General features: G+C 71.9%; 21 protein-coding genes. 9 read left to right on the top strand and 12 right to left on the bottom strand.

The features are described 5' to 3' along the window. Positions 1-81: 81 nt before the first annotated feature. Both msrA and AB0G74_RS13470 read right to left on the bottom strand, forming a co-directional pair. Positions 82-747, bottom strand: coding sequence for a peptide-methionine (S)-S-oxide reductase MsrA (gene msrA, locus AB0G74_RS13475; RefSeq protein ID WP_361144653.1), 666 nt, complete (start codon positions 745-747; stop codon positions 82-84). Positions 748-956: 209 nt separating this feature from the next. After that, a complete protein-coding gene (locus AB0G74_RS13470) occupies positions 957-2,066 on the bottom strand; it encodes a hypothetical protein (protein ID WP_361144650.1) in 1,110 nt (369 codons plus the stop codon). A gap of 141 nt (positions 2,067-2,207) precedes the next feature. Here AB0G74_RS13470 and AB0G74_RS13465 point away from each other — a divergent pair, with 141 nt between their 5' ends. Further along, positions 2,208-3,362 carry a cystathionine gamma-synthase gene (locus tag AB0G74_RS13465; RefSeq protein WP_361144647.1) on the top strand — a complete coding sequence of 385 codons (1,155 nt, stop codon included), beginning with the start codon at positions 2,208-2,210 and terminating at the stop codon, positions 3,360-3,362. A 244-nt stretch (positions 3,363-3,606) separates the two neighbouring features. Here AB0G74_RS13465 and AB0G74_RS13460 read toward each other — a convergent pair whose 3' ends face one another. The 4 genes from AB0G74_RS13460 to AB0G74_RS13445 form a co-directional block, all read right to left on the bottom strand. After that, entirely contained in the window at positions 3,607-3,798 is a 192-nt protein-coding gene (locus tag AB0G74_RS13460) for a DUF1059 domain-containing protein (protein WP_358827086.1), read from the bottom strand. A gap of 135 nt (positions 3,799-3,933) precedes the next feature. Beyond that, positions 3,934-4,185 (bottom strand): hypothetical protein, encoded by a 252-nt coding sequence (locus tag AB0G74_RS13455; RefSeq protein WP_361144643.1) that lies wholly within the window; start codon positions 4,183-4,185, stop codon positions 3,934-3,936. Next, positions 4,182-4,646, bottom strand: a complete 465-nt coding sequence (locus tag AB0G74_RS13450) for a sigma factor-like helix-turn-helix DNA-binding protein (RefSeq protein WP_361144746.1) — start codon at positions 4,644-4,646, stop codon at positions 4,182-4,184. The genes AB0G74_RS13455 and AB0G74_RS13450 overlap by 4 nt, the downstream gene beginning before the upstream one ends. Before the next feature lie 502 nt (positions 4,647-5,148). Then, on the bottom strand, positions 5,149-5,652 hold the full coding sequence (locus AB0G74_RS13445; RefSeq protein WP_358827089.1) for a MarR family transcriptional regulator: 504 nt from the start codon (positions 5,650-5,652) through the stop codon (positions 5,149-5,151). A 214-nt stretch (positions 5,653-5,866) separates the two neighbouring features. Between AB0G74_RS13445 and ilvA the strand changes: the two genes are divergently transcribed. Then, entirely contained in the window at positions 5,867-7,105 is a 1,239-nt protein-coding gene (gene ilvA, locus AB0G74_RS13440) for a threonine ammonia-lyase (RefSeq protein ID WP_361144639.1), read from the top strand. Between the two features lie 86 nt (positions 7,106-7,191). On the opposite strand, the gene AB0G74_RS13435 is transcribed toward ilvA, so the two are convergent. Then, positions 7,192-7,686: a DUF5994 family protein gene (locus tag AB0G74_RS13435; RefSeq protein WP_361144636.1), complete on the bottom strand. Its 495-nt coding sequence runs from the start codon at positions 7,684-7,686 to the stop codon at positions 7,192-7,194. Between the two features lie 286 nt (positions 7,687-7,972). Between AB0G74_RS13435 and AB0G74_RS13430 the strand changes: the two genes are divergently transcribed. The 4 genes from AB0G74_RS13430 (at position 7,973) to AB0G74_RS13415 (ending at position 11,305) form a co-directional block, all read left to right on the top strand. Beyond that, positions 7,973-8,494, top strand: a complete 522-nt coding sequence (locus tag AB0G74_RS13430; RefSeq protein WP_361144633.1) for a DUF5994 family protein — start codon at positions 7,973-7,975, stop codon at positions 8,492-8,494. Between the two features lie 185 nt (positions 8,495-8,679). Next, positions 8,680-8,946, top strand: a complete 267-nt coding sequence (locus AB0G74_RS13425; RefSeq protein ID WP_361144630.1) for a hypothetical protein — start codon at positions 8,680-8,682, stop codon at positions 8,944-8,946. A gap of 491 nt (positions 8,947-9,437) precedes the next feature. Then, the gene (locus tag AB0G74_RS13420) at positions 9,438-10,448 is read left to right on the top strand and encodes an ATP-binding cassette domain-containing protein (protein WP_361144627.1); all 1,011 of its coding nucleotides are present in this window, start codon (positions 9,438-9,440) and stop codon (positions 10,446-10,448) included. Further along, entirely contained in the window at positions 10,445-11,305 is an 861-nt protein-coding gene (locus tag AB0G74_RS13415) for an ABC transporter permease (RefSeq protein WP_361144624.1), read from the top strand. Before AB0G74_RS13420 ends, AB0G74_RS13415 begins: the two co-directional genes overlap by 4 nt. 106 nt (positions 11,306-11,411) lie before the next feature. On the opposite strand, the gene greA is transcribed toward AB0G74_RS13415, so the two are convergent. Continuing rightward, on the bottom strand, positions 11,412-11,909 hold the full coding sequence (greA, locus tag AB0G74_RS13410; protein ID WP_361144621.1) for a transcription elongation factor GreA: 498 nt from the start codon (positions 11,907-11,909) through the stop codon (positions 11,412-11,414). A gap of 364 nt (positions 11,910-12,273) precedes the next feature. Beyond that, positions 12,274-12,678, bottom strand: coding sequence for a DUF4307 domain-containing protein (locus AB0G74_RS13405; RefSeq protein WP_361144618.1), 405 nt, complete (start codon positions 12,676-12,678; stop codon positions 12,274-12,276). 106 nt (positions 12,679-12,784) lie between these two features. Here AB0G74_RS13405 and mca point away from each other — a divergent pair, with 106 nt between their 5' ends. Both mca and AB0G74_RS13395 read left to right on the top strand, forming a co-directional pair. After that, on the top strand, positions 12,785-13,666 hold the full coding sequence (gene mca, locus AB0G74_RS13400) for a mycothiol conjugate amidase Mca (protein WP_361144615.1): 882 nt from the start codon (positions 12,785-12,787) through the stop codon (positions 13,664-13,666). 1 nt (position 13,667) lies between these two features. Beyond that, the gene (locus AB0G74_RS13395) at positions 13,668-13,994 is read left to right on the top strand and encodes a hypothetical protein (protein ID WP_361144612.1); all 327 of its coding nucleotides are present in this window, start codon (positions 13,668-13,670) and stop codon (positions 13,992-13,994) included. 240 nt (positions 13,995-14,234) lie between these two features. Here the strand turns inward: AB0G74_RS13395 and AB0G74_RS13390 are convergent, their stop codons facing one another. The 3 genes from AB0G74_RS13390 to AB0G74_RS13380 form a co-directional block, all read right to left on the bottom strand. Next, the gene (locus tag AB0G74_RS13390) at positions 14,235-17,507 is read right to left on the bottom strand and encodes a tetratricopeptide repeat protein (protein ID WP_361144608.1); all 3,273 of its coding nucleotides are present in this window, start codon (positions 17,505-17,507) and stop codon (positions 14,235-14,237) included. 435 nt (positions 17,508-17,942) lie between these two features. Next, positions 17,943-18,350 (bottom strand): PIN domain-containing protein, encoded by a 408-nt coding sequence (locus AB0G74_RS13385; protein WP_361144605.1) that lies wholly within the window; start codon positions 18,348-18,350, stop codon positions 17,943-17,945. Then, complete coding sequence (locus AB0G74_RS13380) at positions 18,347-18,628, bottom strand: hypothetical protein (protein WP_361144602.1); 282 nt, start codon at positions 18,626-18,628, stop codon at positions 18,347-18,349. Before AB0G74_RS13380 ends, AB0G74_RS13385 begins: the two co-directional genes overlap by 4 nt. A 243-nt stretch (positions 18,629-18,871) precedes the next feature. On the opposite strand from AB0G74_RS13380, the gene AB0G74_RS13375 reads away from it, so the two are divergent. Further along, positions 18,872-20,893: a thioredoxin domain-containing protein gene (locus AB0G74_RS13375; protein WP_361144599.1), complete on the top strand. Its 2,022-nt coding sequence runs from the start codon at positions 18,872-18,874 to the stop codon at positions 20,891-20,893. Positions 20,894-21,418: the final 525 nt, after the last annotated feature.

Genomic DNA, 21,418 nt, shown 5'->3' with positions numbered 1-21,418 from the left:
GGGGCGGGGGCGGGAGCCGCCGCGCGGGGCGGCGGCTCACCTCGGCGGCTCACCTCGGCGGTCCGGGTCCTGCCCGGTGGCTCAGCCCTCGGCCGGGGCGACGCCCACCGGACAGCTGACGCCGGTGCCGCCGATCCCGCAGTAACCGGCCGGATTCTTGTCCAGGTACTGCTGGTGATATCCCTCGGCCGGATACAGCGGGCGGCCGTCCGCCGGAAGGATCTCCGTGGTGATCGTCCCGTAGCCGGAGGCGGTGAGGACCCGCTGGTACGCGGCCCGGGACGCCTCGGCGGCCTCGGCCTGGGCGGGGGAGTGGGTGTAGATCGCCGAGCGGTACTGCGTACCCACGTCATTGCCCTGGCGGAAGCCCTGGGTCGGGTCGTGGGACTCCCAGAAGAGCTTCAGGAGCTGGTCGTAGGAGACGACGGCGGGGTCGAAGACGACCCGGACCGCCTCGGTGTGGCCGGTGCCGCCCGAGCAGGTCTCCTCGTAGGAGGGGTTGGGCGTATGGCCGCCCTGGTAGCCGACGAGGGTCGTCCAGACCCCGGGGGTCTGCCAGAACTTCCGCTCGGCGCCCCAGAAACAGCCCAGACCGAAGTCCGCGGTCTCCAGACCCTCCGGATACGGGCCCAGCAGCGGATTGCCCAGGACCGTATGGCGCTCCGGGACCGGGAACTCCGGGGCGGGGCGGCCGGGCAGCGCCTCCTCCGGGGTGGGCAGAACGGGGACGCGGCGGGACAGGAACATGCGGATTCCTCCTCGGGAGGTCGGTATCCGGAAGAACACCGCGGACGCGGCGGACATTCCGGAAACATCGTGTGCCCGGCCGACCGCACCGCGCCACCCCCGGGGACGGACGGACCTCACGGATACGGCGGACCGGAACCGGAGCCGGAGCCGGGGCCGGAGCCCGGGGCTGGAGCCGGAGCGGCGCGGCCCGGGCCGGGCCGGCGCCGTCAGCCGTGCAGCATCGCCGGGGTGCCGCCGTTCGCCTCGAAGCCCGCGACCGCCAGATTGCGGTAGAGCGTGTACTCGGCTGCGGGGTCTTCGCTCATCGTCCACGGCAGGGCACCGACATGGCCGTCGATCCGGACCAGCTGGGCCATCGCCTCCGCCCAGCGCTCCGAGCGGATCAGGAACAGGGCCAGCAGATGACGGACGTGCGCCAGCATCGGGTCGTCGGGCCGGGCCGAATGCACCGCGTACAGCGCGCCGTCGACGGCCTTGGACACCACCGCGGACTGGTGGAAGTTCTGCATGATCACCAGATCGGGGATGTGCTCGTAGACCGCGAACAGCGGCAGCGCCGCCAGCAGGGAACCCTGAGGGGCGCGCGCCGCCGCCGTGGTCGCGAAGTGGTCCGCCTCCACACGGGAGCCGTGCCACTTCTCGCACAGATAGTGCAGGGCCGCCAGATGCGCGCCCATATGGTTCGGCGCCCGGTCGATGACCTTCGCCCACACCTGGTCGAACTGGTCGTGCCCGTAGCCGAGGCCACGGGCGACCGCCAGCTCGGTGATGTACGGCACCGGGTCGTCCGGGTCCAGCGACGCGGCCTCCTCGCAGACCGTACGCGCCTCCTCCAGGATCATCCGGAAGTCGTCCTCGCCGACGGCCGACGACCGCCACGCCTGCTGGACCAGGAACTCCGCGTGCACCTGCGCGGCACCCACGTCCTTCGGCGCCTCGGAGCGCCAGGCCCGCAGCCACGATCCGCCGACGCCGGGCTTCTGCCGCAGCTCCAGCGCCGCCGCGCCCGCGAACGCCTGCACCCGCTGCCAGCGGACCTCGCCCGCCGCCGGGGTGCCGGACAGCAGCTGGGCCGCCGCCCGCCAGCTCTGCGTCTGCTGCACCACGTCGAGCACATCGAGGAGATCCTGGTCCGGCCCCGGGAGCCGGATGTCCTGCTCCTCCTGGCGCAGAAAGCCGTAATCCTCCGGATTGGCGGCGTCCGGGGAGCGGGGATCGACGAGCTGAAGGCCCGCGCCGCCGCGCCGGCGGCGCACGAACGGCGCGACGACGGCGACCAGCAGACCGATCGCGAGCAGGAACCACAGAATCTCCATGCACCCATTGTCCCGGACGCCGCGCGAAGCGAATCCTCCCCACCGCCGGGTTCTCCGCATCGTGGGACGGAGTTGTCCACATTCCGGGGGTTGTCCACAGGCGGGGGCCGCCCGGCCCCGGCGGGGCTACTCTCGGGCCTCATGAGCGACCAGCACAGCTACCAGCACCTCGAAACCCTCGCCATCCACGCGGGGAACACGGCCGACCCGCTGACCGGCGCGGTCGTCCCGCCGATCTATCAGGTGTCGACGTACAAGCAGGACGGCGTCGGCGGACTCCGCGGCGGTTACGAGTACAGCCGCAGCGCCAACCCCACGCGTACGGCACTGGAGGAGAACCTGGCCGCGCTGGAGGGCGGCCGCCGCGGGCTGGCCTTCGCCTCCGGCCTGGCCGCCGAGGACTGCCTGCTGCGCGCCCTGCTCGTCCCCGGCGACCATGTGGTGATCCCGAACGACGCGTACGGCGGCACCTTCCGCCTCTTCGCCAAGGTCGTCGCCCGCTGGGGCGTGGAGTGGTCCGTGGCCGACACCTCCGACCCGGCCGCCGTCCGGGCCGCGATCACCCCGAAGACCAAGCTGATCTGGGTGGAGACCCCGTCCAACCCGCTGCTCGGGATCACCGACATCGCCGCGGTCGCCGGGATCGCGCACGCCGCAGGGGCCCGCCTCGTGGTGGACAACACCTTCGCCAGCCCCTATCTCCAGCAGCCCATCGCGCTCGGCGCCGATGTCGTCGTCCACTCCCTCACCAAGTACATGGGCGGTCATTCGGACGTGGTCGGCGGCGCTCTGGTCGCCGCCGACGAGACCGTCGGCGACGAGCTGGCGTACCACCAGAACGCGATGGGCGCGGTCGCCGGTCCGTTCGACTCCTGGCTGGTACTGCGCGGCATCAAGACGCTGCCGGTCCGGATGGACCGCCACAGTGAGAACGCGGGCCGGATCGCCGAGATGCTGCTCCGCCACCCCAAGGTGACGTCGGTGCTCTACCCCGGCCTGCCGGACCACCCGGGGCACGAGATCGCCGCCAAGCAGATGAAGGCGTTCGGCGGGATGATCTCGTTCCGCGTGGCGGGCGGCGAGGCGGCGGCGGTCGAGGTCTGCGACCGGGCCCGGCTCTTCACCCTCGGTGAGTCCCTGGGCGGCGTCGAGTCACTGATCGAGCACCCCGGCCGGATGACCCATGCCTCGGTGGCCGGGTCGGCGCTGGAGGTGCCCGCGGACCTGGTCCGGCTCTCCGTCGGTATCGAGGCCGTTGACGATCTGCTCGCCGACCTTCAGCAGGCCCTGGGCTGAAGTTCTGTCGAGGTGGGGCCGGGTGACCGGGCCCGGCCGAGGACCGGGGTCGGCCCCGTCCGGCCCCGAGCCGGAGCCCGGCCGCTTCCGGCCGGAGCCGGTCATGAGCCGACGCGCCGGAGGGCTCGCCCCCGGGCGTCGGCCCGTACAACCGACTCGTACAGCCGACTCGTACGACCGGACCGCACGGCCCGGTGGCCGAGTACGCCGCCACCGGGCGGGCCCGGGCGATGATCCCGGAATCTCAGGCGGGGACCTTCTCGTCCTCCAGCAGACCCCGGACCTGCTCCCGCAGTTCGGCGGAGTCCTCGTGGCCGTGGACGGAGACCGCGTGCTCCGTCGCCGCCCGGACGACCTCGTCCTCCTCGCCGGCGATGGTCAGCGTGCAGCCCGACTCACTGGGGTACTTGCGGCAATCGGCGACTTTCCTGGCCATGACGACCTCCTCGGTACGTCTGTCTACCGCTTGTTCCAGGATAGGCACTTCAGACCGGGCAAAAGGGAATTTTCTGTTCAAATCCCTCGGTGCTCGATGCCCTTCCCGAGGCGCGTGACGATTCGCCGACGGACGTCAGTATCCCTCGACGAGGGTCGTCGGCTCCTCGGGCGGCGCCTGCCAGGGTTCGACGGCCGCCGCCCAGACGGAGAACGCGGCGGCCAGCGCGAAGAGCAGCATCCACCCCGCGAATCTGACCGTGCGCCGCCGCCGGGCGATCCGCTCGCCGAGTTCGACGGCGCGCCCCGTCAGCTCCGGCGGCAGCGCGACCGGGGCACCGCCCAGCATCCGCCGGACGTCCTCCTGCCTGCGGGGCTGCCGGATCATCCCGCCTCCGCCGCCGGATCCGCCGCGTCCGGCCGGTGCAGGGCCCTGACCGCGCGGCGGCAGACCGATTCGACCCGCTCGGCGGAGAGCCCGAGCAGGGCGCCGGTCTGCTCCTCGGGCACCCCTTCGCAGAGCCGGAGTACCAGTACCAGCCGTTCGCGCGGGGTGAGCGGGCCCAGGAGTCCGCCCCTGCTCCGGTGGAACCGCCAGGACCGCTGGGCGAACCGGGCGACGAGTTCCCGCCGGACCCGGTCGTACGGATCCTCGTCGCGGACCCGGTCCCAGTCGGCGTACGTCCTGGCCAGGGCGGTCGTCAGCAGTCGGCGGGCCTCCGGATTGCGGTCCGGGGGCTCGGCGGTGAGCAGGGTCGCGGCGTGCAGCAGCCGGCCGCCCGCGCCCGTGGTGAACCCCTCGAACTCCCGGGCACGGTGGCTTCTCACGGAGAGCCGCCGCTCGGTCATGTCCTCATCTAGGGACAGGTCACCCGGCGGGGTCAATACGTCGTCGGGCATCGTCCGGCATCCGTACGGCCGGCCGGGGCGACGAAGGACCCAACACCGGCCCGGCGGCGGCGTCGCATATGCCGGGAGGGGGGCGCGGGGGGAGAACCGGGAAGCGCCGAGAAGGTCCGAAAAGGAACCGTGAGCCAAGGCCGGTTCCGAACGGCTCCGAGCGGCCGTGAACGGCGGCGGGGAAGGAGGACGCGCGGCCGGGCCGGATGTCCGGCGGACCCAGGTGGTCGGCGTACCAGGGTCGAATCGCCGGTGCTGCGGGCTCGGCCGCGCGGCTGCCGCGGACCGTACGCGTGGGACGCGCGGAACGCGTCGTGCGGATGGTGCGGATAGTGGGGGTGATGCCCGTGAGAACGACCGGATCGCGGCGGACCGCGGCTGCGGACGGGGGACGTGTACGGCCGAGGGAGGCCGAACGGACCCACGGGCCCGCGGAGTTCGGGGCAGCGGGTCAGCCGGTGGCCGGGGGCGGCACCTCCGTTCCCGTCTGGCGGGCCGACAGCGCCCGGTTGAAGCGGGTCAGCAAGGACGTGAAGGACTCCCTCTCGGAATCCGACCAGCCGTCCGTCACCTGGGCCATCAGCGCCCGTCGCGACGAGCGGACCTCCTCCAGGCGGGCCTGCCCGCGCGGGGAGAGCTGCAGTACGACGGCCCGGCCGTCCTCGGGGTGCGAGGTCCGCTTGACCAGACCGGTGTCCACGAGGGGAGCGACCTGGCGGGTGACCGTGGACGAGTCGATGCCCATCCCGGCCGCGAGCGCCTTGACGCCCATCGGACCTTCCCGGTCCAGCCGGTTGAGCAGCAGATACGCGGCACGGTCCATCGAGTTGCGGACCTGCCCCATCCCCGCGAGCCGGGTTTGCTCCGCCCGCCTTGCGAACAGGGCGACTTGGTGTTGGAGGGCATCGAGGAGGCCGGGATCTAGACGGGTCGTCATGTCCTGAGAAGTGGGCATGGCAAAGGGCTCTCTCGTGCGGGAGCGGTCGATTGGTGGGGGACAGAGTACGCGGCCCCGGGGCACTCCGTACGGGGCCTGAGAAAACCGGCGGAGAAGCGGTATACGGATGTCCGCCGGGGGCACGCCGAGGCGGCGACGGGGGTGTCCTCGCCGTTGTCCGCCGCCGCCGCGGCGCGGGAGCGCGCCCCCGTGAGCTGCGAGACTGGGAGTCATGAGCTTCCGTCCGCGTCACACCTTTCCGCCGGTCATCCTCGACGACGTCCGGGGGGCCAGGAAGATGCTCTCCGGTGTGGCCCGGATGACCGCGATGGAGGGCAGCCGCCATCTGTCCCGGCTGGTGGGGGCGCCGGTCCAGTTCAAGTGCGAGAACCTCCAGCGCACGGGGTCCTTCAAGCTCCGGGGGGCGTACGTCCGGATCTCCGGGCTGCGGCCCGAGGAGCGCGCGGCGGGTGTCGTGGCGGCGTCGGCCGGGAACCACGCCCAGGGGGTGGCGCTGGCCTCGTCCCTGCTGGGGGTCCGCTCGACGGTCTTCATGCCGCAGGGCGCGCCGCTGCCGAAGGTCGCCGCCACGCGTGACTACGGAGCGGATGTCCGACTCCACGGTCAGGTGATCGAGGAGACGCTGGAGGCGGCGGAGGCGTACGCCCGTGACACCGGGGCGGTCTTCATCCACCCCTTCGACCATCCGGATGTCATCGCGGGCCAGGGCACGGTGGGTCTGGAGATCCTGGAGCAGTGTCCGGAGGTGCGGACGATCCTGGTCGGGATCGGCGGCGGCGGTCTGGCGGCGGGGATCGCGGTCGCGGTGAAGGCGGTCCGGCCCGATGTGCGGATCGTCGGGGTGCAGGCGGAGGGCGCGGCGGCGTTTCCGCCGTCGCTGGCGGCGGGTCGGCCGGTCGCGGTCCGTACCCCGGTGACGATGGCCGACGGGATCAAGGTGGGGCGGCCCGGGGATCTGACGTTCGGGCTGGTCGAGGAGCTGGTGGACGAGGTCCGTACGGTCTCCGAGGACGAGCTGTCCACGGCGCTGCTGCTCTGTCTGGAGCGGGCGAAGCTGGTGGTGGAGCCGGCCGGGGCGAGCCCGGTGGCGGCGCTGCTGTCGGACCCGGCGGCCTTCGCGGCCGGACCGGTGGTGGCGGTGCTGTCCGGCGGGAATGTGGACCCGCTGCTGCTCCAGCGGATCCTGCGGCACGGGATGGCGGCGGGCGGCCGCTATCTGTCGCTCCGGCTCCGGCTGACCGACCGGCCGGGGGCGCTGGCGGCGCTGCTCGGGGCGCTGTCGGTACTGGACGCGAATGTGCTCGACGTCAGCCATGTCCGGACGGATCCGCGGCTCGGCCTCTCGGAGGTGGAGGTGGAGCTGCAGCTGGAGACGAAGGGCCCGGAGCACTGCGAGCAGGTGGCGGCGGCGCTGCGGGAGGAGGGGTATGTGGTGACGGTGATGGGCTGACCGCGCCCGTCGCTTCTACCCGCTGTCCGCCTTGTGCCCCCGGTCAGCCGTCTGCCTTGTGCGGCCGGTCCGTTCCGTGTGCCGGGTCAACCGTCCCGGTCCGCTTCCGGCTCGGGTGTGGTGGCGACGAGGATCTGGGCGGCCTCGGTGATGTTGTCGGCGCTGACGGCGCGGGCCATCGCCTGCCGGGCGGCGTCCTCGGTGGTATCCGGGGGCACCACCAGCAGGGCGAAGTGGTCGTTGTCGCCGCGGGTGACGAGCACGGTGTCGTCCCCGACCGGGTCGGAGTCGAGGTGTACGACCCGGCCGTCGACGACCAGGCGGGTCGGGAGGCCGTTCCAGGCGGACGCGTCCACGCCCACCCGGGTGATCGGCCCGAGGTGCCTGGTCAACACGCTGATCAGCGTCGGCAGCTCGGTCTCGATGTCACGTGTACGCGGCCACCACGCGCCGTCCAGGCGCCCCTCCCGGGACCGGGTGGTCTCCAGTCGCAACAGCGCCGTGCCGGGTCCGACCGTCTCCTGGTGGATCGCGTCCGGCAGGAGCCGTGGCGGCCGGTGGGGAGTGTCGGAGTCAGCCATGTCGATCCGCCCGTCGGCAGAGTGCGGGCCGCGCGGCACGTCCGCACCCAGCCGACCGTGTCGCGCGCGAGCTTGCTGTCGCTCCACGGTACTCCCGTCGCCCGCACCCCCGCTCTCCGCGCCGCCGCCACCGGAAAATACCTGGTCGCACCGGCCCCTACCGGTCTGGCAGGCGTACAGTGGAAGTACCGGAGGCACTTCGCGCATCGGCTTTCGTGCAGATGCCGTCTCCGGTGAGCGCCTAAAAACCGGGTCGCCGACGGCAGCCCGGGGGCAGGTCCGCATCATGACCACCATCGACCGGACCGCGCCCGGCGGCCTCGCCACAGCGTCCCCCGTACGCCTGTCGCTCACCCCGATGACCGGCCTCACCGGTCAATTGGACGGGGCCTGGTGGCCCCGCTCCCGCGATCTCGAAGCCGAACTCCCGGCGCTCGTCGTCGCCCTGGGGGAGCCCTGGGGCCGCGTCACCCGTGTCACGGTGAACCCCGTGCGCTGGCCCGTGATTCCGCGCACGGTGGCCGTGAACGGGCGCATCCTCCACGTGGGCTGGTTCACGGAGCAGGACCCCGACAAGCTGATCCTGCTCTCCTACACCGTCGGCCGCTGGGACCTTCTCGTCGTCCCGCCCGAGACGGCCCCCGCGTCCGCCGCCCGCCTGATGGCCGCCGCGGCCGTCCCGGGCGGTGTCCTCACCGCGACCTCGCTGATGGCCGACGAAACCGTCATCGGGCGCGGTATCCGCGACGCCCGTCGCCGGGAGGACACCTGGGAGGGCGAGGGCGGCACCTGCGTGCCGACCGCCTGATCCCCCGGTCCGCCGAACGACACCGGCCCTCGAACCCGCCGCACGGATACCCGTTCGCACGGATACCTACCGCACGGATGTCCACCGGTGAGGACAGACCTTCTTCCGGCCGAGGGACTGCGGCCGGGGCGCCACGGCGCCCCCACCCGCCGGCCTTCGGCCCGTCCTGAAAGGAACACACCCACGTGAAGTACATCGAGACACAGACACCGTCCTCCCTCGGGCACGCCGAGGTGCGGATCATCGCCCATACGCCCGAAGCCGCCCGAGCGGTCGCGGAGACGCTTCGGCGCTGTTTCGCCGGAGCGGAACAGCGCAGCTATCCCGGCCTCGACGGCGACACCCGCCTCCACCTGACCGTGGACACGGCGACACCGGCGGGCCCCGTCCGCTCCTGGCTGGCCGCCAGCCTGCCCTCCGCCGAAGCGGGTACCCACGCCGACGAGGTCTGAGAGATCCGGTCGCCGTACCACCCGCCCCGCTCGACAGGGGCGTTGGTCCGGTGAACCGGGGCGACGGGCGGTTCCCCCGGGGCGTGGGGCGTTTCCACCCGGTGGGGACGCGCACAGGGCGGCGGGCGCCGAGCGGTGTGATCCGTACGCCCCCGCCCGTGTCGCGGCGGTCCGAGGGGATATCGCGATCGTCGTGCCCCGTCACGCGGACCCCGTCCTTCTTCGAGCACTCCGCGAACAGCCCCTCCGCCGAGCCGAGTCGGCGTACGGCGGCGCGGGGGCGGTTGGCCCTACCCGCCGCGATGTATCGCGTTTACAAACTTGAGAAACGCGATACATCGCAATATCGTGTGGCCCTGTCGCGCCGCTTCGGGTTCCGCCGGTGCCGCTCGTGCCGTCCGTCGCGCAGTGGAAAAAGCCGCAAAGTACTGCAAACCTGAACATCTCAGCTGGTGCGCGATCCATCGTCCGCTCACTACGGGGAGACCCATATGCCAGGCGCCATCTACGCCGAGGGGCTGGTGAAGACCTTCGGTGAGGTCAAGGCTCTGGACGGCGTCGATCTCGACGTCCCCGAAGGCACGGTCCTCGGACTGCTCGGCCCGAACGGCGCCGGGAAGACCACCACCGTGCGCGTCCTGACCACCCTGCTCAGGCCCGACCGGGGCCGGGCCGTCGTCGCCGGAATCGACGTACTCGAACACCCCAACGAGGTCCGTCGCGCGATCGGGCTCTCCGGCCAGTTCGCCGCGGTGGACGAATATCTGACCGGCCGGGAGAACCTCCGGATGGTCGGCAGGCTCTACCAGATGAGCTCCCGCGCGGCGAAGGCCCGGGCGGGCGAGCTGCTGGAACGCTTCAATCTGGCGGACGCGGCCGACCGCCCCGCCAAGACCTACTCCGGCGGCATGCGGCGCAGGCTCGACCTGGCCGCGGCGCTCGTCGTATCGCCGCCCGTGATGTTCATGGACGAGCCCACCACCGGACTCGACCCCCGCAACCGCCAGCAGTTGTGGACCGTCATCGAAGAACTGGTCGCCGGAGGTACGACCCTGCTGCTGACCACCCAGTATCTGGAGGAGGCCGACCATCTGGCCGACGAGATCTGTGTGGTCGACCACGGCCGGGTGATCGCCCGCGGCACCGCCGACGAGCTGAAGGCCCGGACCGGCGGCGAACGCGTCGAGGTCGTCGTCCACCGCGAGGAGGACATAGCCGCCGCCCATGTGGTGCTGGCCGCCATCGGCAAGGACGAGGTCGCCGTGGTCAAACACACCCGCAAACTGACCGTCCCGGTGGCGGGCGGCGCCAAACTGCTCGCCGACGCCATCCGCGAACTCGACGCCCGGGGCGTGGAGATCGACGACATCGGCCTCCGCCGCCCCACCCTCGACGACGTCTTCATCTCCCTCACCGGCCACAAGGCCGAAGCGGACGACGAGACACCGGACCCCGCCGCGGGGACCGGCACCCGCCACGGCCGTCAGGAGGCCGCCAAGTGACCACCGCCCCCGGGATCACCGGCACCTACGCACCCCAGCCGCGCGGCGGCATCGTCCAGTCGATCACCGACTCCCTGGTCATCGCCCAGCGGAACCTGATCCGGATGGTCCGGATCCCCGAGGTCGTCCTCTTCGGCCTGATCCAGCCGGTGATGTTCGTCGTCCTGTTCAGCTACGTCTTCGGCGGCTCGATCAGCGTCCCGGGCGCCGGCCTCAGCTCCTCCGGCTACCGCGAGTTCCTGATGGCGGGCATCTTCGCCCAGACGGTCACCTTCGCCACCGCGGGCGCGGGCGCCGGGATCGCCGACGACATGCACCGCGGCCTGATCGACCGCTTCCGCTCGCTCCCGATGGCCCGCGGCGCCGTCCTCACCGGCCGCACCCTCGCGGACCTCGTCCAGACGGCGCTCACCCTGGTCGTCCTGATGATCGTCGCCCTCCTCGTCGGCTGGCGCGCCCACGAGGGCATCCCCAAGGCGGCCGCGGCCTTCGGCCTGCTGCTCCTGCTGGGCTACGCCTTCACCTGGATCGGCGCCCTGATCGGCCTCTCGGTCCGCACCCCCGAGGCCGCCACGTCCGGCGGACTGATCTGGCTCTTCCCCCTGACGTTCATCTCCAACGCGTTCGTCCCCCCGGAGAACATGCCCACGTTCCTCCAGACCATCGCGAACTGGAACCCCTTCAGCGCCACGGTCCAGGCCTGCCGCGAACTCTTCGGCAACCTCCCGCCCGGCTACCCGGTCCCCGACGCCTGGCCGATGCAGAACCCGGTCCTGGCGTCCCTGCTCTGGTCGATCCTGATCATCGTCGTCTTCCGCACCCTCGCGGTCCGCAAATACCGCTCCGCGACCCTCTGAATCAGCTGAATCCGACGCCGTGCGTCGCGGGGCCGCCGAGCCCCGGATACGACGATGCCCCCGGGGTTCCCGGGGGCATCGTCATGTCTGTGGGCGGTGGGCGCCGTCAGCCGGTGTAGGGCTTGGCGGCGAGGATCGTCACGGAGGCCGTCTTGCCGTTGGGGAGTTCGTACTCCGCCGTGTCGCCGACCTTCTTGCCGTTGACGCCGGTGCCGAGCGGCGACTGCGGGGAGTACGTCTCGATGTCCGAGCTGGCGTACTCCCGCGACGCCATCAGGAAGGTCAGGGTGTCGTCCTCGTCGCCGTCGAAGGCGATCGTCACGACCATGCCGGGCTCGACGACGCCGTCGTCCGGCGGCGCCTCGCCGACCTTCGCGGTCTCCAGGAGCTGCGTCAGCTGCCGTACCCGGAGCTCCTGCTTGCCCTGTTCCTCCTTGGCCGCGTGGTACCCGCCGTTCTCCCGCAGGTCGCCCTCCTCGCGAGCCGCCTCGATCTTCTTGGCGATCTCGGTGCGCGCGGGACCAGACAGATACTCCAGCTCGGCCCTGAGCTGGTTGTACGCCTCCTGGGTCAGCCAGGTGACGTTCTCACTGGTCTGGGTCACAGGTGCTCCTCGTCGGTACTGGGATACAAAGCTTCGCCCTACCCAGAAGCATGTGCCTCTACGGGAGGGCGAAACCACGACCCTAACAATTTCGTGCTGAAAGGGGGAGAACAAAAGCCATCAGAATCACATCAACGCAGGTCAGAGAATGATCTGCGGTCGAACGCGCAATGGTTTTTTCGGATGGTCGGCCACTGGACCACTGCCAAGCCGTTCCGTCGCGCGCCGCGACGATGTCAGCCGGTCACCCGGCGCGGCCCCGGGCGGGCCGAGCGGTGGCCCACGGCACCGGTCACCCGCCTTCGGACGGGCCCGGCGGTACGCCGACGGGCCGGGTCGTTCTCCTGGAGCCGTACGGAAGCCGTCATGCCGTGTCGCACTGGACCAGCTCCGCGGTCGTGCCGCGGGAGAGCGTACGGATCTTGTACACCTGATCGATCCGGGACTCGCCCCGCTGGTCGATCCGGACGTCGAGCCGCCCGACCTCGGCGCCGTCCGCCGAACGGGAGCGGACCGTACAGGTACCGGTCGCGTCCGCGTCCTTGCGGATCTCCAGATGGACCTGGACCTCCGAGTCCGAGGTCACATCGAACTTGATCATCTCGGCGCTGATCTTCTGACCGGCGATGTAGTCGTAGCCGAACCAGCCCACCATGGCCAGGAACCCCGCGCCCAGCACGGCGCCCAGGATCTTGAGACGGCGGTCGGAGCGCTGGTCCGCCGAGTGCCCGTAACGGCCCTCGGGAAGCTGCTCGCGCACCCCGCTCATGGTGATTCCTCCCGCACAGTCCGAATCGGGCGGAGCGGAATTTTCCGCCGCCCGATTCGGTCACTATAGAAGCCGTGCCGACCGACCAATCACTGAGGATCCCGTCTTGACTGAGCAGCTGCGACTGATGGCCGTGCACGCCCACCCCGACGACGAGTCGAGCAAGGGCGCGGCGACGATGGCCAAGTATGTGTCCGAGGGGGTGGACGTGCTGGTCGTGACCTGCACGGGCGGTGAGCGCGGCTCCATCCTCAACCCCAAGCTCCAGGGCGACGCCTATATCGAGGCCAATATCCACGAGGTCCGCCGCCGGGAGATGGACGAGGCCCGGGAGATCCTCGGCGTCCAGCAGGAATGGCTCGGATTCGTCGACTCCGGACTGCCGGAGGGCGATCCGCTGCCCCCGCTCCCCGAGGGCTGCTTCGCCCTGGAGGACGTCGAGGAGGCGGCCGGGCGGCTGGTCCGTTCCATCCGCTCGTTCCGGCCGCAGGTGATCACCACCTATGACGAGAACGGCGGCTATCCGCACCCCGACCACATCATGACCCACAAGATCACCATGGTCGCCTTCGAGGGCGCGGCGGACGCCGAGCGCTTCCCCGAGGACGAGTTCGGCCCGGTCTACCAGCCGCTGAAGCTCTACTACAACCAGGGCTTCAACCGCCCCCGTACGGTCGCCCTGCACGAGGCGCTGCTCGCCCGCGGCCTGGAGTCGCCGTACGGGGAGTGGCTGGAGCGCTGGGAGGAGTTCGAGCGCGCCGAGCGGACCCTGACCACGCACGTTCCGTGCGCGGAGTTCTTCGAGATCCGGGACAAGGCGCTGATCGCGCACGCCACCCAGATCGACCCCGACGGCGGCTGGTTCCGGGTGCCGCTGGACCTCCAGAAGGAGGTCTGGCCGACGGAGGAGTACGAGCTGGCGAAGACGCTCGTCGCTACTTCCCTCCCCGAGGACGACCTCTTCGCGGGCATCCGCGACAATGCCTGATATGACCCCAAGCGCAAATCTGGCAATGATGCACGCGGCGGACCTCGCCAAGGAGCTGGACAAGAACAAGGTCACCCCCGGCGTTCTCGGCTTCCTGGTGTTCGCGGGACTCGCCGTGGGCGTGTGGTTCCTGATGAAGTCCATGACCCGGCACATGAACCGGATCGACTTCGACCAGACCTCGGCCGGTGCCGGTGCCGGTGCCGGTGCCGGTGCCGCCGAAGCCGCGGCCGGCGCTCCGTCGGAGGCGAAGGCCAAGACGTCCGCGACCGCCGAGTCCGGTACCGGCGGCGCCGTCAGCGGCGGGTCAGCCGCGAAGAAGGCGTAGCGGAGTCGGCGCACCGCCAGGGTCGCACCGGTCCGCCCGCACCCCCCAGGGGCGCGGGCGGACCCGTGAAGCCGTCTTTCCGGGGCACCCCACGCGCCTCGCGTCCCGGAGGCGGCAGGCGTACGGGCGACGCGGGCTCCCGGAGCCCGTAGCGGACGTACGCGTACGCCCGCTTCCGGAGCCGTAGAGCCCCGCCGCCCGGGCCGGGCCGGAGGAGCCGGTCCAGCGCTCCCGCCCCGCTCAGCCCTCCCGCGCCGTGTCGGCGGACGGCACCGGGACGCCCATCACCTCGCGCGCGTGACGGTTCGGGATCAGGCCCAGATGCCACGCCTGCCAGCCGTCCTCCAGCCGTACGCCCCGCTCCAGCATCACCGCCAGCGCCTGGGCGCAGTCCTCCAGCTTGCCGTCGCGGGCCGGGTGGGCGGCGGCCCGCATCCGGGCCAGCTCCTCCTGGGCGACGACCGTACCGACCTCCGTACCGCCCGGTGAGGCGTACGGCAGCAGGGTGCAGCGCAGCAGCCGGGCCCAGTCGGCGCCCCGGGCGTCGCGGTACGAGTCGAAGAGCGCGATCGCCTCGTCGCAGAGCGCCAGCGCCTGCGTCTCACGGCTGTTGCCCGCGTCGATCAGCGCCAGTTCGAGACAGGTCCACGCCTCCCCGTGGGCGACCCCGATCCGCTTGAAGTCGGCCCGCCCGTCCACCAGCAGCTGCCGGGCGAAGCCGGAGTTGCGGAGATTGCCGGTCCTGGCGGCCCGGATGTCCCGGGTCAGCCGCCCCGAGTGGTGCCGGGCGCAGGCCAGCCCGTAGACGTCCCGCATCCGCGAGAACATCGTCCTGGCCCGCTCCAGCTCCCGCAGCGCCTCGTCCCGCTCGCCGCCCTCCTCCAGCGCCTGCCCCAGGTAGTACAGGGTCCACGCCTCGCCGCGGGCGTCCTCGTTCTCCCGGTGCCTGGCCAGCGCCGTCCGCAGCTCGTCGACGGCCACCACCGGGTCGCCGTCCACCAGCCGGGCCCGGGCGAGCTGGGTCAGCGCCCATGCCTCGCCGCGCGCGTCGCGGGTCCGCCCGTACTGGTCCAGCGCCGTCCGCAGCTCCTCGTCGGCGCGCGGTACGTCGCCGATCCGCAGACACACCTGGCCGAGCTGGAAGTGGGTCCACGCCTCGCCGTGCAGCGACTCGCCCTCCCGGTGCAGGCGCAGGGCCGTGTCCAGCAGGGTCAGCGCCTCCGCGAGATGCGCCTGGTCCCGGCGGACGGCCGCCAGCGCGTGCAGCGACCAGGCCCGGTCCTCGGCCTGCTCGGGGGAGCCCTGGAGGGCGATCGCCTCGTTCAGCTTGGCCGCGGCCTCGATGAGATTGCCCTGATGGTGGAGGGTGATCCCGAGGGAGCAGAGCGCCAGCGCCGCCCCCGCCTCGTTCCGGGCGTCGCGGTAGAGCCCGACCACCGACGACAGGGTCGTCCGCGCCTTGTCCAGCTCGCCGAGCTGACGCGCCGCGATACCCGTCCGCAGCCGTACGGCCCGGTCCAGCAGCCCCTGGTCGACGGCCTGGGTCAGCTCGGAGATCTCGCCGAGCCGGTAGAGGTCGCCGCGGAGCAGACAGTAGTCGGCGAGGGCGCCCAGCAGATTGAGTACGGTCTGCTGGTCCACGCCCTCCGCGTACCGCAGCGCCGACGTGATGAAGCTGGACTCGTCGTCCAGCCAGCGCAGCGCCGACTCCAGCGACGAGAAACCGTGCGCGTCGAACTTCCCGGCCCGGGTGGAGAGCTTGCCGTCGACCATCCGGATCACCGCACCGGCGAGATCCGCGTAACTCTGGATCAGCCGCTCCTGCGCGGCGGTCCGCTCGGCCGCCTCCTCCTCGGCGAAGAGCCGCTCCCGGGCGAAGGTCCTTACCGACTCGTGCAGCCGGTACCGGGACGACCGCACCCGGTCGATCAGCCCGGCGCCCGCCAGCTCCCGCAGCAGCTCCTGGGCGGCCGTCCGGTCCGTCGCCAGCAGGGCCGACGCGGCGGCGGCTCCCAGGGACGCCCGGCCCGCCAGGGCGAGCCGCCGCAGCAGCCGCCGGGCCTCCTCGGACTGGTCGGAGTAGCGCAGCCACAGGGCCCGCTCCAGCGGATCGTCCCGGTCCAGGGCGGCCAGATCGTCGGCGAGCCGCCCGGCGGAACGCGTACCCAGCGACGAACCGGCGACCCGCAGCGCCAGCGGCAGCCCGCCGCACAGTTCGCGGATCCGCTCGGTGCCCTGGGCGTCGTACGGCGCGGCCGAACCCTCTCCGGCCTCCTCGCCGTCCCGCTCCCCGTCCCCGTCCCCGGAGGCCAGTTCGCGCAGCAACTCCTCGGCGCCCGCGTCGTCGAGACCGTCCACCGCGAGCTGATGCACCCAGGCCGGGGCGTCCGGCCCCTCCGGCAGCTCCAGCCGCTCCCGCGCGGTCACCAGCACCAGACTGTCCGACCGCTCCGGCACCAGGGTCCGCACCTGATCCGGATCGCTGGCGTCGTCCAGCACCACCGTCACCGCCAGCCCCGTCAGATGCTGGTGGTACAGCTCGGCCAGCCGCCGCACCTGCTGCTCGGCGGAGGACCGCTCCCGGAAGAGCAGCTGCTCACGGGGCGCGCCCAGCCGGTTCAGCAGATGCAGCAGCGCGTCCCGGGTCGTCAGCGGACGACCGCTGTTACCGCGCAGATCGACCACGCACGCGCCCCGGAACTGATCCTTCAGATGGTCCGCGGCCCGCAGCGCGAGCGTCGTCCGGCCCGCGCCCTGCCGCCCGTACAGCACCACGATCGTCGGCTTGGTCTCCGTCGCGGCCCGGGCGGTACGGACCCACTGCGCGATCCGCTCCACGGCGTCCCGGCGGCCCGCGAACGGGCCCCGCGACACCGGCAGATGCCGGAACGACTGGTCCAGTACGGCCCGACGGCGCGCGGCGGCACTGCGATCGGCCCCGCGCAGCCGGTCCACGGCCCCGGCCGCCGCCTTGGCCGGCCGGGCCCGGGACGCGGTCAGCATCCGCTGCTGCTCCAGATACGGGCGGATGCCCCGTACCTCCAGCGCCGTCAGCCACTGCAACCGCAACTGCTCGGCACCGCCCGGCTGCCCCAGCGCACCCGCCGTGCGATGGGCGGCGGGCCAGTGGGACGCGGTCACCTTCAGCACGGTCGTCGCCGCACCCGCCACCGCCACCACGGCCCCGGCGCCGAGCGCCGTACCCGTAGAGGTGTTCATGACCAGATCGGCCCCTACGGCGGACACCGCCGCAACCGCCGTGACCAGCACCGGAGTCGACAGATTCCGCCACGCCAACCGGTCCGACAACGGCGGCCTCGCCGCCTCGGCCGCGCTCAGCGCCTGCTCGTACGCGGCATACTCCTCCGCCACGGTTGCGGCCATCGAGTCGAGCGAGGCCCGCGCCCGGGCCAGCAGTATCCGCCCATCGGCCGCCCCGTCCCCCCGCCGCGCCTCCTCCTCCACCGCACGCACCAACAACCGCTCGGCCTCGGCCCGGTGGTTCTCCCGCATGGCCGCCCCCTTTTCACGTTTCCGATCACCTGGCGGTCCGGCCCCGTCCCGAACCGGACCTCCCGGCCGCGCCCGGGCACCATCGCCACCACACGCGAACACCGGAACACACCCCGGAGCCCGGACCTCGTACCCGCCCTACCCAATGACGTCATGCCCACGCCTAAGCAAGACGAAGATCACGAACGGTGGTGGTCCCGGATTCGACCACCCGCTCGTTGACACCTTGACGTGAAGATCCCGGATATACGGAGGACAGTCATGAGCGGCTACAGGCGCTGGCAGGACATCCGTGCCGAGCACATCGCCCGAGCCGGGGGCGAGGAGGCCGTACGCGCGGCCAAGGAGGAACTGCTCGCCGAGACGGCCGATCGGCGTCTCGCCGCTCCGCGATCGGCGCGAGGGGTGACCCGGCGGGAAGGGCCGACTTCGTTGTCAGACGTCTCTGATGACGACACGATCGCCGCAGAGCTTCGACCAGTCGTCGCGGTCGGAGGTGAGGACGACGACGGGGGCCGGTGAGCGGAGCGCCAAGGCGCCGACGAGTGCGTCGATGGCGTACTTGTGGCCGTGGAGTCCGCCCGCCTCCCTGAGCAGGCCGACCGCTGTCAGAGCGTCTTCGGTGCTGACCGGCTCGACCCGGAGCCGCGACAGGATCCAGCGCAGCCGGGCGGACGCCGTTTTGGCTTGTGCCGCTTCGACCACGGTCAACGCGGAAACCAGGACGGGAACCCCGGCCCGCCGGGACGCCTCGATGCGAGCGGTCATGCCGCGATCGTCACGCAACAGCAGGGACAGGGCCTCGGAATCGAGTACGAGCGATCGCGCGGTCGGTCCCTTCACGCTGCGCTCTTCGCCGTGTTCCCGGCATCGCCCTCTTCGGGCTCGCCGAAGAGGGCACGGTGGGCCGCCTCGACCTCCTGATCGCTCAGGGCGCCGTGCCGTTCCTCGTGCGATGCGACGATCTCCGCCAGCCCGTCCATGGCCAGCTGATGCCGTACCGCCTCGGTGATGTAACCGGACACCCCGCGGCGCCCGGCTCGGGCGCGTAGTTCCTCGACGATGTCGGAGGGCATGGAGACGGAGATGTTCTCCGTGGTCCCGGCTCGGGTCGGCTTCATGGACTCAGAGTACGACATCATGTAATACAGCGCCGCCGAATACCGGTCCCTCCTGCGTCGGCATTCCACGAGCAACGGCGGCGGCGGTGGCTGGTGCTGGTGGCGCGGCATCCGGACGCGATTCCGTCATCGGGTGACGGAGACATCGCGGCCATCGCCTGAGGCTCCGGCGGCCACGGGGCCGACCCGGCTGCGCACCGTGCCGCTACCGCCCGGCCGGGCTCGGTGCGCGAGGATGGCGGCATGCCGAACCGCCTCGCGAACGAGACCTCCCCGTACCTCCTCCAGCACGCCGACAACCCCGTCGACTGGTGGCCCTGGTCGCCGGAGGCGTTCGAGGAGGCGCGGCGGCGGGATGTGCCCGTGTTGCTGTCCGTCGGGTATTCCTCGTGTCACTGGTGTCACGTCATGGCCCATGAGTCCTTCGAGGACGAGGCCGTCGCGGAGTATCTCAATGAGCGCTTCGTGGCCGTGAAGGTCGACCGGGAAGAGCGGCCCGATGTGGATGCCGTGTATATGGAGGCCGTGCAGGCCGCCACCGGGCAGGGTGGGTGGCCGATGACCGTGTTTCTGACCGCCGACGGGGAGCCGTTCTACTTCGGGACCTACTTTCCGCCCGAGGCGCGGCACGGGATGCCGTCGTTCCGGCAGGTGCTGGAGGGGGTCGCCGGGGCCTGGGCGGAGCGGCGGGAGGAGGTCGGGGAGGTGGCCGGGAGGATCACCCGGGATCTGGCCGGGCGGGCGCTGGCGCACGGCGGCGAGGGTGTGCCGGGGGAGGACGAGCTGGCGGCGGCGCTGCTGGGGCTGACCCGGGAGTACGACGAGCGGTACGGCGGGTTCGGGGGCGCGCCCAAGTTTCCGCCGGCCATGGTGCTGGAGTTTCTGCTGCGGCATCACGCGAGGACCGGGGCGCGCGGGGCGCTCGACATGGTCGACGGGACGTGTGAGGCGATGGCCAGGGGCGGGCTGTACGACCAGCTCGGCGGGGGTTTCGCCCGGTACTCCGTGGACCGTGAGTGGATCGTGCCGCACTTCGAGAAGATGCTGTACGACAATGCGCTGCTGTGCCGGGTGTACGCGCACTGGTGGCGGGCCACCGGTTCCCCGATCGCCCGGCGGGTGGCGCTGGAGACCGCCGACTTCCTGGTGCGTGAGCTGCGGACCGCCGAGGGCGGTTTCGCCTCGGCGCTGGACGCCGACAGTCATGACCCGGCCGGGCGGCATGCCGAGGGCGCGTTCTACGTATGGACCCCCGACCAGCTCGTCGAGGCCCTGGGCGAGGAGGACGGGCGGCGGGCCGCCGAGCTGTTCGGGGTCACCGAGGACGGCACCTTCGAGGAGGGCTCCTCCGTCCTGCGGCTGCCCGGCGAGGACGACCCGGGGCTCCGGGCCCGGCTGTTGGCCGCGCGGGCGGAGCGGCACCGGCCGGAGCGGGACGACAAGGTCGTCGCCGCCTGGAACGGGCTGGCGATCGCCGCCCTGGCCGAGACCGGTGCCTTCTTCGACCGGCCCGATCTGGTGGAGCGGGCCACCGAGGCGGCCGATCTGCTGGTCCGGGTGCATCTGGACGACGGCGCCCGGCTCACCCGTACCTCCAAGGACGGGGTGGCGAGCGCCAACGCCGGGGTCCTGGAGGACTACGCGGATGTCGCCGAGGGCTTCGTGACCCTCGCGGGCGTCACCGGCGAGGGCGTCTGGCTCGACTTCGCGGGCGTGCTGCTCGATCTGGTCATCGACCGGTTCACCGGCGAGAACGGCACCCTGTTCGATACCGCGCACGACGCCGAGCCGCTGATCCGCCGCCCGCAGGACCCCACGGACAACGCCACCCCCTCCGGCTGGACGGCCGCCGCCGGTGCCCTGCTCTCGTACGCCGCGCATACCGGCTCCGAGCTCCATCGGACCGCCGCCGAGCGGGCGCTGGGCGTGGTGAAGGCGCTCGGCCCGCGGGCCCCCCGGTTCATCGGCTGGGGTCTGGCCGCGGCCGAGGCGCTGCTCGACGGGCCCCGGGAGATCGCCGTGGTCGGCCTCGCCGGTGATCCGGCCGCCCGCGCCCTGCACCGTACGGCCCTGCTGGCGACCGCCCCCGGCGCGGTGGTCGCGGCGGGCGAGCCGGACGGGGAGGAGTTCCCGCTGCTGCGGAACCGGCCACTGGTGGACGGCGCGGCGGCGGCGTACGTCTGCCGGGGTTTCACCTGTCGGATGCCGGTCACGGATCCGGCCGCCCTGGCCGAGCAGGTGGGCGGGGCCGCGACCGAGGCGTAGGCGGTCCGGGCGCGGCGTACCGGGGCCCGGCGGAGGCGTAGCGGGGCCCGGACGGGTCGCGGGGCGCGCGCCTGTGTGGGGTTGGTGAACGGCTGGTGTGGGCCCGGCCGCCTTTGTGCGGCCGGGCCTTTCGGTCGAACACTGTCCGCATTCCTTCGTACCGCCGGTAACAACAGGGTGACATCGCACCTCGCCTGTCACATCAGCCTCAGGCGTCTATCGCCGTGCCCGATCGTCACACCCCTCGCCACCTCGGCCAGGACGGAAACCGGACAGACTTTCGGCAACTACTGACACGGAGTCGAATCTCCCGCCACTCTGTGATCGGTAGTGGACATGCCATGACTGGAAGGTGTCGGAGGTTTCCGTTTCGAGAGCAAGTGTCGAATCGGCACCGGACTTTCACATTCCGCCATTAGGGTCCGCTTAGCAACAACCATGGGTAGCCGGGGGCGTACATAGGGGAGTGTGCGGACTCCCCCGGTGTCATCGGCGCGTTCGCTGGCAGGGGGGTCCTGTACGCCG

Origin of the sequence: Streptomyces sp. NPDC020875 (assembly GCF_040641415.1) — a bacterium.
Taxonomy (GTDB): domain Bacteria; phylum Actinomycetota; class Actinomycetes; order Streptomycetales; family Streptomycetaceae; genus Streptomyces.
Note: the sequence above shows the minus strand (reverse complement) of the source record. Positions and strands in the feature narration are given on the sequence as shown.